Consider the following 12,955-nt stretch of genomic DNA (forward strand, 5'->3'; position numbering starts at 1 on the left):
CTCCAAGTCATCTGTTAACCACCACGGTCAACGGACAGCGCCGTTCAAGGCGCTACGCGCCATGCCCGGCGCACCACAAAAAAGGCCACCCCTGAGGATGGCCTGATATTGCTTCACCGTCGTGCCCCGAACAGGGCAATGATTTAACGTGGCAGAATAGTTTTCAGCGCTTCGCCGATATCAGCCAGGCTGCGTACGGTTTTAACACCCGCCGCTTCCAGGGCTGCAAATTTCTCGTCAGCGGTGCCTTTACCACCGGCAATGATGGCACCAGCATGGCCCATACGCTTACCTTTAGGTGCTGTTACCCCGGCGATATAACCGACTACCGGCTTAGTGACGTGATCTTTGATATAAGCAGCCGCTTCTTCTTCCGCGCTACCACCGATTTCACCGATCATCACAATGGCTTCAGTTTTCGGATCTGCTTCAAACAGTTTCAGGATATCAATAAAGTTTGAACCAGGGATTGGGTCACCACCAATACCAACACAGGTAGACTGGCCCAGACCGATATCAGTTGTCTGTTTAACAGCTTCATAAGTCAGAGTACCAGAGCGTGAAACGATACCGATTTTGCCCGGCAAGTGGATGTGTCCTGGCATGATACCGATTTTGCATTCGCCTGGGGTGATAACACCCGGGCAGTTTGGTCCAATCATACGAACGCCTGCTTCATCCAGTCTCACCTTAACAGTCAGCATATCCAGAGTAGGGATACCTTCGGTGATGGTGATGATGAGCTTGATGCCCGCATCGATAGCTTCCAGGATAGAGTCTTTACAGAACGGAGCAGGAACGTAGATAACGCTGGCGGTTGCGCCAGTCGCTTCAACCGCTTCACGTACGGTATTAAATACCGGCAGCCCAAGGTGAGTGGTTCCCCCTTTACCTGGCGTCACGCCGCCAACCATTTGCGTACCATAAGCAATAGCTTGTTCGGAGTGGAAAGTCCCCTGGCTACCAGTGAAACCCTGGCAAATAACCTTGGTGTTTTTATCGATCAAAATGGACATTATTTCCCCTCCACGGCAGCAACAACTTGCTGTGCTGCATCCGTCAGGCTTTTCGCAGCAATAATATTCAGGCCACTGTCAGCCAGTTTCTTCGCACCCAGCTCAGCGTTATTACCTTCCAGACGCACAACAACCGGAACGTTAACACCCACTTCTGCTACTGCGCCGATGATGCCATCAGCAATCAAGTCGCAACGTACGATACCGCCAAAAATGTTAACCAGTACGGCTTTCACTTTTTCGTCTGACAGAATGATTTTAAATGCTTCAGTAACACGCTCTTTCGTTGCGCCACCGCCAACATCGAGGAAGTTCGCTGGCTCACCGCCGTGCAGTTTAACGATGTCCATGGTGCCCATTGCCAAGCCTGCACCGTTAACCATACAACCGATATCACCATCCAGCGCAACGTAGTTCAGTTCCCACTGAGCAGCCTGAGACTCACGTACGTCTTCCTGGCTGTGGTCACGCATTTCACGCATTTCTGGCTGACGGAACAATGCGTTACCATCAACACCCAGTTTACCGTCCAGACAAATCAAATCACCCTGTTTAGTAATAACCAGTGGGTTGATTTCGATCAGCGCTAAATCACGGTCAAGGAAAATATTCGCCAGGCCCATGAAAATTTTGGTGAACTGCTGAACTTGTTTACCTTCCAGACCCAGTTTAAATGCCAGCTCACGCCCCTGGTACGGCATTGGACCAGCCAGTGGATCAAGCGCAATTTTGTGGATCAGGTGCGGAGTTTCTTCCGCAACTTTCTCAATCTCTACGCCACCTTCGGTGGAAGCCATAAACACCACGCGACGCGTACCACGGTCCACAACAGCGCCCAGATACAGTTCAGTTGCGATATCGGTTGCTGCTTCAACCAAAATTTGATTAACCGGCTGACCATTTGCGTCAGTCTGATAAGTAATCAGATTTTTTCCAAGCCAGTGTTCAGCAAAAGCACGGATCTCTTCTTTGCTGTTGACCACTTTCACGCCGCCCGCTTTACCGCGGCCACCAGCATGGACCTGGCATTTCACCACCCAAGGACCTGCGCCAATTTTTGACGCTGCTTCTTCCGCTTCACGCGGAGTGGTGCAGGCGTAACCTACTGGTGCCGGCAGACCTGACCGGGCAAACAATTGTTTCGCCTGATATTCGTGTAAGTTCATGAGTTCTATCCATCCAGATAAAGAGCACTACTGCTCGGGGTAAGGTTAGATTTATTCGTCAGGCGGGTGAAAACCTTCACCCGCCAAAGTCTTTAGCAACTAAACATCCAACAACAGACGTGTTGGATCTTCCAGAAGCTCTTTAATAGCGACCAAATAGCCGACTGACTCGCGACCATCGATCAGACGGTGGTCATAGGAGAGTGCCAGATACATCATCGGCAGAATTTCTACTTTGCCGTCAACCGCCATAGGTCTGTCTTTGATAGCATGCATCCCAAGAATCGCACTCTGTGGCGGGTTGATGATCGGTGTAGACATCAGCGAACCAAAGACACCGCCATTGGTGATAGTGAAGTTACCACCGGTCAGCTCTTCTACTGTCAACTTGCCATCACGGCCTTTAACTGCCAGCTCTTTAATACGCTTTTCGATATCTGCCATACCTAAAGTATCTACGTCACGTAGTACTGGGGTAACCAGGCCACGTGGAGTTGATACCGCAATGCTGACATCGAAGTAGTTGTGGTAAACCACATCTTCGCCATCGATAGAAGCGTTAACTTCAGGATAACGCTTCAGGGCTTCAACAACGGCTTTTATATAGAAGGACATAAAGCCCAGACGGACACCGTGGCGTTTTTCAAATGCATCGCCATACTGCTTGCGCAGGTCCATGATCGGTTTCATGTTCACTTCGTTAAACGTGGTGAGCATCGCCGTTGAGTTTTTCGCCTCCAGCAGACGTTCAGCAACACGCTTACGCAGACGCGTCATCGGAACACGTTTTTCACTGCGACCTGGCAGTGGTGCAACCGGAGCGGCTGCTGGCTGCTTAGCCTGAACTTGCTCCAGGTGCTTTTCAACATCTTCACGGGTCAGACGACCACCCACACCACTGCCTTTAATAGCGCTGGCATCCAGAGAATGCTCAGCCAGCAGACGGCGAATAGCCGGGCTCAGAGCGTCATTGTTTTGCTCTTCCAGAGAAGCCTGCTGACGCTGAGCCGGAGTAGATTCTTTACTCTCAGTTTTAGCCGAGATCTCTTTTCCGGAACTGTTGCCTTCTTTTAAACGTCCCAGAATTTGGCGTGAAGTTACAGTACTTCCCTCGTCTTCGAGAACCGAATCTAAAACACCATCAGCCGAGGCAGGAACTTCCAGAACCACTTTGTCAGTTTCAATTTCTACCAACACTTCGTCACGTTTAACGCTGTCGCCCGGTTTTTTATGCCAGGTTGCCACAGTGGCATCAGCGACAGACTCAGGCAGGTCAGGTACAAGAATATCTACGCTACTCATTATTTATCCCTTAAATTTATTCGACGTTCAGCGCGTCATTGACCAGATCTTGTTGCTGTTTCTGGTGAACGGACATATAGCCTACCGCCGGAGAGGCGGAGGCTGGGCGACCTGCATAACGCAGAGAGGACCCAAACGAAATCACTTCACGGAAGTGGTGCTGGCTGCAATACCATGCCCCCTGGTTCAGTGGCTCTTCCTGACACCAGACAAAATCATGTACATGAGCAAACGGCTTAAGTGCTTCTTGTACTGCCTGAGTCGGGAACGGATAAAGCTGTTCGATACGAACAATAGCCACATTTTTTTGATCGTTTTTACGGCGCTGTTCAAGCAAGTCGTAGTAGACCTTACCTGAACACAGAACCACACGTTTTACATCTTGCGGGTTCAAATCATCAATTTCGCCGATGGCCGGCAGGAAGGAACCATTCGCCAGTTCGTCGAGGCTGGAAACGGCCAGCGGGTGACGCAACAATGACTTAGGTGACATCACAACCAACGGACGACGCATACCACGCAGTGCCTGACGGCGCAGCATATGGTAAACCTGCGCAGGCGTTGAAGGGACACAGACCTGCATATTCTGCTCAGCACACAGCTGGAGATAACGTTCCAGGCGCGCAGAAGAGTGCTCCGGTCCCTGCCCTTCGTAACCGTGTGGTAGCAGCATAACCAGACCGCACAGACGACCCCACTTCTGTTCACCCGAACTGATGAACTGATCGATAACCACCTGAGCACCGTTGGCGAAATCACCAAACTGAGCTTCCCAGATGGTCAGCGTACGAGGTTCAGCCGTCGCATAACCGTATTCAAATGCCAGAACCGCCTCTTCCGATAACACCGAATCCCAGACTTTAAATTGTCCCTGGCTGTTATGAACGTTAGCCAGTGGGATATAGGTGGAACCGTTGGTTTGGTTGTGAATAACCGCATGACGGTGGAAGAAGGTTCCACGCCCCACATCTTCGCCCGACAGACGGACAGAAATGCCTTCATCAACCAAGGTGGCATAAGCCAAGTTTTCCGCGGCACCCCAGTCAAGCAGCTTGTTACCGTTCGCCATTTCCTGACGATCGCCATAGATTTTAGCGACACGAGATTGCATTTCTACGACATCAGGTACAGTACTGATGCGATTAGCCAACTCTTGCAGGCGCTTCATCTCAACCTTGCTCGGATAGGCTTCATCCCACTCATGGTTAAGATACGGAGACCAGGCAAAAGATTGCAGGTTCATCGGGCGCCACTCTTTCACTACGCACTCACCGGCATCCAGCGCATCGCGATAGAGATTGACCATTTCAGTGGCATCTTCCAGCGTCGCAATGTTGTTTTGTTCCAGTTTGTCCGCGTAAAGTTTACGAGGCGTCGGATGTTTTTTGATTTTCTGGTACATCATAGGCTGCGTTGCACTTGGCTCATCAGCTTCGTTGTGACCATGACGACGGTAGCAAACCAGGTCAATAAAGACATCACGCTTGAAGGTATTACGGAAGTCGAGTGCCAGACGGGTAACAAAGGCTACCGCTTCAGGATCATCCGCATTTACGTGGAAAATCGGTGCCATCACCATTTTACCGATATCGGTACAATATGGCGTGGAGCGAGCATCCAGTGGGTTTGACGTGGTAAAACCAACCTGATTGTTGATAACGATACGTACCGTACCGCCCACTTCGTAACCGCGAGCTTTGGACATGTTCAGGGTTTCCTGAACCACACCCTGTCCCGCAACTGCAGCATCACCGTGAATCGTGATAGGCAGAACCTGATTACTGCCAGGCTTAACCAGTCTGTCCAGACGTGCACGAACCGAACCAATAACCACCGGGCTCACGATTTCGAGGTGAGACGGGTTAAACGCCAGCGCCAGGTGAACCAGACCGCCTTCTGTTTCAAACTCAGAAGAGAAGCCCATATGGTACTTCACGTCACCGGTGCCAAGATGTTCTTTATGCTTACCAGCAAATTCGTCAAACAGTTCTTGTGGCTTTTTACCAAGAACGTTAATTAACACGTTAAGACGACCGCGGTGCGCCATACCCAGCACCACTTCACGCGTGCCGCTCTTGCCTGCGTGATGGATCATCTCTTTCAGCATTGGAACCAGGGCATCGCCCCCTTCCAGTGAGAAACGCTTAGCGCCCGGGAATTTCGCACCCAGATAACGTTCCAGACCTTCTGCTGCGGTTAATTCAGAGAGAAAACGCTTTTTCTCTTCGGCAGTAAATGTGGATTTCCCAGCCACAGACTCAATACGTTGTTGGATCCAACGTTTTTCTTCGGTGTTGGTGATGTGCATATATTCTGCACCAATCGATCCACCGTAGGTCTGTTCCAACGCGACAATCAAATCAGCCAGTTTCATGGTGTCTTTGCCAACGGCGAAAGATCCCACATTAAAGGTTTGCTGAAGATCATCCTCAGTCAGATTGTGGAAAGCCGGGTCGAGATCCGGCACCGTCTCTTGCTTCCACAGTCCTAACGGATCCAGATTAGCAGCCTGATGCCCGCGGAAACGCCAGGCATTGATCAGCTGCAGCACTTTGACTTGTTTAGAGTCTGTTTCTGGATCTGTCACTGAAGTGGAATAACGTGAGGCATCCTTCGCCAGACGACGAAAATAATCACGTGTTTTAGAATGGAATTGATCTGGTCTGGCTCCGGTTCCAGGTAACTGCTGGAAAAGAGTGCGCCAGTGCGCATCAACAGAGTCAGGATCGGTTAAGAAGTCTTCATAGAGCTGCTCTATGTAGGACTGGTTTGCGCCCGCCAGCCAGGAAGAGTCCAGCCAGGGCTTCATTGCGCCGTTCTGCATCGTGATCCCTTACGCATTATTATGCTTATTACGCCGTGGAAACTATAACGTGTACTTTGCGGCACACGTTCCAGGGTTCACTCGCTGCGAGCATCATCAAATGGCCCGCGAAGGAACCTTTGAAAACTGTCACCCTGGCAGTTTTCAAAGGTTTCCTGCATCCAGTCTGCTAAAAATGCTCCCCCTCACGAGAGAGGGAGCCACTGGCTAAGCACTCTTCTGCAACAGCATCGATTTAATGTGACCAATCGCTTTTGTTGGGTTCAAACCTTTAGGACATACGCTAACGCAATTCATAATGCTATGGCAGCGGAATACACTGAAAGCATCGCTCAAACCATCAAGACGGTCTGCCGTTTCAGTATCGCGGCTGTCTATCAGGAAACGATAAGCAGCAAGTAATCCTGCCGGGCCAATAAATTTGTCCGGATTCCACCAGAACGAAGGACAAGAAGTGGAACAGCAAGCACAAAGAATACATTCGTACAGGCCGTCCAGTTTTTCACGCTGCTCTGGCATCTGTAGATGCTCACGAGATGGCGGATTTTGTCCATTGTTCAGCAGATATGGCTTAATCTTCTCATATTGGGCATAGAATTGTCCCATATCAACTACCAAATCACGAATAACTGGCAAACCTGGTAATGGACGAATAACAATTTTTTGCTTACCGTTACCCAGAGCGGATATCGGCGTGATACAAGCCAGACCGTTCTTACCGTTCATATTCAGGCCATCAGAGCCACAAACGCCTTCACGGCAGGAACGACGGAACGACAGGGTTGGATCTTTTTCTTTTAACTGCATAAGGGCGTCCAGCAGCATCATGTCGCGCCCTTCTTCACCTTCCAGTACGTACTCCTGCATACGCGGAGCATCGTCAACATCCGGGTTATAACGATAAATGGAAAACTCGAGTTTCATCGACACATCTCCGCTATTAATAAGTACGTACTTTCGGCGGGAACGCCGGACGCAGTTTCGGTTGCATGTTGACCTCACGACGGGTCATGCTTTCCGACTCAGGCAGATACAAACTGTGGCATAACCAGTTCGCATCATCACGCTCAGGGAAGTCAAAACGACTATGAGCTCCGCGACTTTCAGTACGGAAATTAGCAGAAACAGCCGTTGCATAGGCAGTTTCCATCAAGTTATCCAGCTCCAGACACTCGACACGTTGAGTGTTAAATTCAGTTGACGTGTCATCCAGACGTGCATTTTTCAGGCGCTCGCGAATCGCTTTCAACTGTTCCAGACCTTTTGCCATCGCATCGCCTTCACGGAATACCGAGAAGTTGTGTTGCATACACTCTTGCAACGCTTTGCGAATTTGCACCGGATCTTCACCATTACGGTTATTATTCCAGCGATTCAGACGTTCCAGCGCCGCTTCAATGTCTGCTTCGCTGGCATCACGTAACGGACCTTGTTCAGCAATAGACTCATGTAAATGCAGACCCACAGCACGCCCAAAGACCACCAGGTCAAGCAGCGAGTTGCCACCCAGACGGTTAGCACCATGCACTGATACACAAGCTATTTCGCCTACGGCAAACAGCCCCGGAATAACCACATCTTCACCCTGCTCATTAACCGTCAGAGCCTGGCCGGTGACTTTAGTCGGTATCCCGCCCATCATATAGTGACAGGTTGGAATGACAGGAATCGGTTCTTTCACTGGATCAACGTGGGCAAAGGTGCGAGATAACTCAAGAATGCCAGGCAGACGAGACTCCAGAACATCTTTGCCTAAGTGATCCAGTTTCAGCTTGGCATGAGGTCCCCACGGGCCGTCACAACCACGACCTTCGCGGATTTCAATCATAATGGAACGGGCAACAACATCACGTCCGGCCAGGTCTTTGGCATTCGGCGCGTAACGTTCCATAAAACGCTCACCGTGTTTATTTAGCAGGTAACCACCTTCACCACGGCAACCTTCGGTGACCAGCACACCGGCACCGGCAATACCGGTTGGGTGGAACTGCCACATTTCCATATCCTGTACCGGCACACCTGCACGTAAGGCCATGCCCACACCGTCACCGGTATTAATGTGCGCATTGGTGGTGGACTGATAAATACGCCCTGCTCCACCCGTCGCCAGTACTGTCGCACGTGCTTTGAAGTAAACCACTTCACCGGTTTCAATCGAGAGAGCAGTACAACCGACAACCGCACCATCTTCGTTTTTTACCAGATCCAGTGCATACCACTCAGAAAAGATAGTGGTTTTATTTTTCAAGTTCTGTTGGTAGAGCGTATGTAATAGCGCATGTCCGGTACGGTCTGCCGCTGCCGCAGTACGTGCAGCCTGCTCACCGCCGAAATTTTTAGACTGACCACCAAAAGGGCGCTGATAGATAGAGCCATCTTCAAGACGAGAGAAAGGTAAGCCCATATGCTCCAGTTCCAGAATGGCTTCCGGACCGGTATTACACATATATTCAATCGCGTCCTGGTCACCGATATAATCAGAACCTTTGACGGTATCGTACATATGCCATTCCCAGTTATCTTCGTGGGTATTACCTAACGCAACGGTGATTCCGCCTTGCGCAGACACGGTATGGGAACGGGTTGGGAAAACTTTAGACAATAAAGCACAGCTCTGGCCTGACTGCGAAATTTGCAACGCGGCACGCATACCTGCACCACCGGCGCCAATCACAATGGCGTCAAACTCTCTGATAGGTAAACTCATTACACACCCCACACCACAACAAATCCATAAAGAACGTAAACCAGCAGTGCTGCAACAATGACAAGCTGCAATGCCAGGCGAATAGCCAGTGGTTTAACGTAATCGGTCAACACCTGCCACATGCCAATCCAGGCATGGATTAAAATCGAAAGCAGTGCCAGCAGGGTGAACACTTTAGTGAAGGATGAGGCGAAGAAGTCACGCCAGATCTCATAAGTCAATTCGCCAGTAAAGGCAAAAAAACCAACCATATAAATAATGTACAGCGTCAAGACAATAGCGGAGGCACGAACCAGAATGTAATCATGCACGCCATTGCGACCCAATGCGGAGGCATTGCTTACCATACGAGGACTCCTGCAAGAATTGAAAGCACGACGGTAATAACAAAAGAGATATTCGCGGATCGTTCGCCCGCTTGTAATGTTTCGCCCAGGCAGCCGACATCCATCATGATATGACGAACGCCCACCACAACGTGGTAAGCGAGGGCCGTCAGAATGCCCCACATTATAAATTTAGCGAAGAAGCTGCCCATAACCGCAGATGCAGTTTGGAAACCTTCAGGGGAGGAAAGAGACTGTCCTAATAGCCACAACAGGATGCCAACCGCCACAAAAGTTATCACACCAGAAACTCGGTGAAGAATGGAAGCGATAGCAGTAACAGGAAATCGGATCGTGCTCAGATCCAAATTGACAGGTCGTTGTTTTTTCACTTTTCTTATCATTGAATAGCGCCCACATGCTCTTCTTATTGTTTCTTTCCTCCGGATCTGCATTCGGGGTCAGACAGCGCTCACTTCATATAACTGTGCATTACGCAAGATACAGCTACATCCAGAGACCTAAACTTAGGCCACAACGCTGGGTGGCTCCCGGTAGCAGGGTGTTCCGGAGACCTGGCGGGAGTATAGGCTCTTCACAAAACCATTACAATTAACAGCAATACAGTTTGCGGGGTTTTGCTCTGAACAGTGACCAGGATCACGATAACAACAATATTTTAATTTTTAACCATCTAATTTGACAAAACCAAAACAATATTGTTACAAACGGCTTTATAAAAGCCATATAATTCGTAAAAGTTATAGGGTCAGTCTTTCACCTGAAGAATAGTTATGTAACAGTGTGAAGCTATTGACCCATGTAATCAGGACGGTTATTAGTGGTATAAAGATTTAAATGATACAGGCTGCTAACACCCTGATTTGCTGTCGTTCGCCCCAAAGCGAGTATTACCTGAAAGCGCCCATTGCTCTGTACCCTGGGCTGTACAACTCTACGCAGAGCTAAGAGCTAAATAAAATTGCGGGTAATAAAATAATGCGACTTTAGTGCAAATTGGGCATCCAGCAGTCTTAAAAATAAGGCGCTAAGGAGACCGTAAATGTCTGACTATAAGGCAAAAGTCACTCTAAATGGTGATGATGCTATCGAACTGAATGTGCTGCAAGGAACTCTTGGTCAGGATGTCATTGATATCCGTACTCTGGGTTCTAAAAATGTTTTCACCTTTGACCCGGGTTTTACCTCTACAGCATCTTGTGAGTCTAAAATCACCTTCATTGATGGTGATAACGGTGTGTTATTACACCGTGGTTTTCCGATAGACCAACTGGCCACTGAATCCAGCTACCTCGAAGTTTGTTATATTTTGCTGAACGGTGAAAAACCGACTCAGGCGCAATTTGACGACTTTAAGAAAACGGTGACCCGTCACACCATGATCCATGAACAAATTACCCGTTTGTTCCATGGATTCCGTCGTGACTCTCACCCTATGGCTGTGCTGTGTGGTGTTACCGGCGCACTGGCTGCGTTTTATCACGACTCGCTGGATGTTAATAATCCGCGTCATCGTGAAATTGCCGCATTCCGTCTGCTGTCAAAAATGCCAACCGTAGCGGCAATGTGTTACAAATACTCGATTGGCCAGCCATTTGTCTATCCGCGTAATGACTTGTCCTACTCGGGCAACTTCCTGAGCATGATGTTTTCCACGCCTTGCGAAGAGTACGTTGTGAATCCTGTTCTGGAACGCGCAATGGACAGAATTTTGATCCTGCACGCTGACCATGAACAAAATGCCTCAACTTCAACGGTACGTACTGCTGGCTCTTCCGGTGCGAATCCGTTTGCCTGTATCGCCGCAGGTATTGCCTCTCTGTGGGGACCTGCTCACGGTGGCGCTAACGAGGCAGCGCTGAAAATGCTGGAAGAAATCAGCAGCGTAGATCACATTCCTGAGTTTATTCGTCGCGCGAAAGATAAGAATGATTCTTTCCGTCTGATGGGCTTCGGTCACCGTGTTTACAAAAACTACGATCCGCGTGCCACCGTAATGCGTGAAACCTGCCATGAAGTCCTGAGAGAGCTGGATCTGAAAGATAACAGCCTGCTGGAAGTGGCGATGGAACTTGAGCACATTGCGCTGAACGACCCGTACTTTATCGAGAGAAAACTGTACCCGAACGTAGACTTCTACTCAGGTATTATTCTCAAAGCTATGGGCATCCCGTCCACCATGTTTACCGTGATCTTCGCGATGGCGCGTACCGTTGGCTGGATCGCACACTGGAATGAAATGCACGATGACGGTATTAAAATTGCCCGTCCACGTCAGCTGTATACCGGTTATGATAAGCGTGATTTTAAATCCGATCTGAAAAAATAAGTCACTGACTGTCTAGTCAGTTCTGATCCGGATTAAACGCCTGGTGCTCTGCATCAGGCGTTTTGTCTTTTTGCCTGCTGTAGCCTGCCCTGCCAGATGCCAGCGCGCTCACTTTTCACTCTGTCGGTTATCACTTCCCCCCCCCTTTTTAATTCATTTTTTACTCATTAAAAGAATAATGTGTAAAATAATATTGATAATGATTATTATTTGTAAAATAATTATCATTAAGTTTCAACATTAGCTCCTTTGATTGCTATTAAAATAATTCTCTGCGAATAGCGGTATTTTTAGCGTCAAAAGACATCGCCAACCTGACTTTTTAGCGGTCAGTGTTATACCCATCAGGAGAGATGCCGTGAGTTATTCGTCAACCGCCAGCGCAAGCTTTGGGCCTGAAAATACAGAAGGGTTCGGCTGGCGTACGTCCGGAAGCATAACGGGCTCACTGTTATTACATTTACTGCTGGTCGCAGGGCTTATCTATGAGAGTAACCGACACCCGTTAGAGATGGCGGGCAAGGAAGGTGGAATAGTGGCTTTCACCATGGTGAATGTTGCCAGCCAGCCCGTTTCAGTGCCTCCGGTCTCTAGCCCTCCTGTTGAAAGTAGCCCACAGCCACCTGTGGTACATAGCGTCAGAGTTGAACACCCTGCTCCTGCAATAGTCTTGCCTGAACCGGTAAAACCAAAGCCTCCTGTCGTGAAGTCTGAACCACGTGCAACTCCCAGAACGAATACTCGTGAAACGCCGTCCCAGACAACAGTAAAAACAACAAAACCGGTCACCATCCGGACAGTAACACCTGCGCCAGCTAAGCCTGAAGAATCCCAATCGCAGTCGTTATCACTGTCGCAGTCAAAATCCACATCGGAATCAGAGTCCTTAACGCCTTCGAAATCGCCTTCGACAATTAATCATGTGAGCGCTGCCATCGCAGGTAACAGTGATAGCGGACAAGCCGCGCAGGGCTCAGGAAATGCCACCAACCAGAATGTTAAAGCCCTGCATCGCCGGGTGAATTATCCCCAGAAAGCAAAATCGCTTGGCGTTGAGGGGCGAGTAAGAATTCAGTTTGATATTACCTCAAGTGGCACCGTCACAAATGTACGCGTGCTATCGGAAACACCGAGAGGTGTTTTCGCCTCAGCTATAGATAAGGATATTGCTCGCTGGCGTTATCAGACTCAGGGAGAAGTTAAGGATCAGGTCGTTTCGATTGTCTTTAAATTAAACGGCAGGGTCGCGTTAGAAAATTAACAA

General features: G+C 49.2%; 9 protein-coding genes and 1 pseudogene. 2 read left to right on the forward strand and 8 right to left on the reverse strand.

Annotation, left to right across the window (positions count from 1 at the left end; genetic code table 11):
• Positions 1 to 143: 143 nt before the first annotated feature.
• The 8 genes and pseudogenes from sucD to sdhC all read right to left on the reverse strand — a co-directional run bounded on the left by sucD (position 144) and on the right by sdhC (position 9,761).
• Entirely contained in the window at positions 144 to 1,016 is an 873-nt protein-coding gene (sucD, locus tag Q1A40_RS21310; protein WP_300005083.1) for a succinate--CoA ligase subunit alpha, read from the reverse strand.
• Positions 1,016 to 2,182 carry an ADP-forming succinate--CoA ligase subunit beta gene (sucC, locus tag Q1A40_RS21315; RefSeq protein WP_300005086.1) on the reverse strand — a complete coding sequence of 389 codons (1,167 nt, stop codon included), beginning with the start codon at positions 2,180 to 2,182 and terminating at the stop codon, positions 1,016 to 1,018. Before sucC ends, sucD begins: the two co-directional genes overlap by 1 nt.
• 99 nt (positions 2,183 to 2,281) lie before the next feature.
• Positions 2,282 to 3,484, reverse strand: a complete 1,203-nt coding sequence (odhB, locus tag Q1A40_RS21320; RefSeq protein ID WP_300005088.1) for a 2-oxoglutarate dehydrogenase complex dihydrolipoyllysine-residue succinyltransferase — start codon at positions 3,482 to 3,484, stop codon at positions 2,282 to 2,284.
• Positions 3,485 to 3,500: 16 nt separating this feature from the next.
• Positions 3,501 to 6,308 (reverse strand): 2-oxoglutarate dehydrogenase E1 component, encoded by a 2,808-nt coding sequence (gene sucA, locus Q1A40_RS21325; RefSeq protein WP_300005090.1) that lies wholly within the window; start codon positions 6,306 to 6,308, stop codon positions 3,501 to 3,503.
• 207 nt (positions 6,309 to 6,515) lie between these two features.
• The gene (locus tag Q1A40_RS21330) at positions 6,516 to 7,232 is read right to left on the reverse strand and encodes a succinate dehydrogenase iron-sulfur subunit (protein ID WP_300005093.1); all 717 of its coding nucleotides are present in this window, start codon (positions 7,230 to 7,232) and stop codon (positions 6,516 to 6,518) included.
• A gap of 16 nt (positions 7,233 to 7,248) precedes the next feature.
• Positions 7,249 to 9,015 (reverse strand): succinate dehydrogenase flavoprotein subunit, encoded by a 1,767-nt coding sequence (gene sdhA / locus Q1A40_RS21335; protein ID WP_300005096.1) that lies wholly within the window; start codon positions 9,013 to 9,015, stop codon positions 7,249 to 7,251.
• Positions 9,015 to 9,362 carry a succinate dehydrogenase membrane anchor subunit gene (sdhD, locus tag Q1A40_RS21340; RefSeq protein WP_300005099.1) on the reverse strand — a complete coding sequence of 116 codons (348 nt, stop codon included), beginning with the start codon at positions 9,360 to 9,362 and terminating at the stop codon, positions 9,015 to 9,017. Before sdhD ends, sdhA begins: the two co-directional genes overlap by 1 nt.
• A pseudogene (sdhC, locus tag Q1A40_RS21345) lies at positions 9,356 to 9,761 on the reverse strand (succinate dehydrogenase cytochrome b556 subunit). Before sdhC ends, sdhD begins: the two are co-directional and overlap by 7 nt.
• A gap of 643 nt (positions 9,762 to 10,404) precedes the next feature.
• Here sdhC and Q1A40_RS21350 point away from each other — a divergent pair.
• Together Q1A40_RS21350 and Q1A40_RS21355 are read left to right on the forward strand one after the other, a co-directional pair.
• Positions 10,405 to 11,691 (forward strand): citrate synthase, encoded by a 1,287-nt coding sequence (locus tag Q1A40_RS21350; protein ID WP_300005102.1) that lies wholly within the window; start codon positions 10,405 to 10,407, stop codon positions 11,689 to 11,691.
• Positions 11,692 to 12,049: 358 nt separating this feature from the next.
• The gene (locus tag Q1A40_RS21355; RefSeq protein ID WP_300005105.1) at positions 12,050 to 12,952 is read left to right on the forward strand and encodes a TonB family protein; all 903 of its coding nucleotides are present in this window, start codon (positions 12,050 to 12,052) and stop codon (positions 12,950 to 12,952) included.
• Positions 12,953 to 12,955: the final 3 nt, after the last annotated feature.

It is taken from the genome of uncultured Cedecea sp. (assembly GCF_947498825.1).
Lineage (GTDB): Bacteria > Pseudomonadota > Gammaproteobacteria > Enterobacterales > Enterobacteriaceae > JGM124.

What these genes read in the sequence shown, in the direction of transcription:
- sucD (WP_300005083.1), bottom strand. Translation starts at nt 1,016, where the DNA reads ATGTCCATTTTGATCGATAAAAACACCAAGGTTATTTGCCAGGGTTTC.
- sucC (WP_300005086.1), bottom strand. Translation starts at nt 2,182, where the DNA reads ATGAACTTACACGAATATCAGGCGAAACAATTGTTTGCCCGGTCAGGT.
- odhB (WP_300005088.1), bottom strand. Translation starts at nt 3,484, where the DNA reads ATGAGTAGCGTAGATATTCTTGTACCTGACCTGCCTGAGTCTGTCGCT.
- sucA (WP_300005090.1), bottom strand. Translation starts at nt 6,308, where the DNA reads ATGCAGAACGGCGCAATGAAGCCCTGGCTGGACTCTTCCTGGCTGGCG.
- Q1A40_RS21330 (WP_300005093.1), bottom strand. Translation starts at nt 7,232, where the DNA reads ATGAAACTCGAGTTTTCCATTTATCGTTATAACCCGGATGTTGACGAT.
- sdhA (WP_300005096.1), bottom strand. Translation starts at nt 9,015, where the DNA reads ATGAGTTTACCTATCAGAGAGTTTGACGCCATTGTGATTGGCGCCGGT.
- sdhD (WP_300005099.1), bottom strand. Translation starts at nt 9,362, where the DNA reads ATGGTAAGCAATGCCTCCGCATTGGGTCGCAATGGCGTGCATGATTAC.
- Q1A40_RS21350 (WP_300005102.1), top strand. Translation starts at nt 10,405, where the DNA reads ATGTCTGACTATAAGGCAAAAGTCACTCTAAATGGTGATGATGCTATC.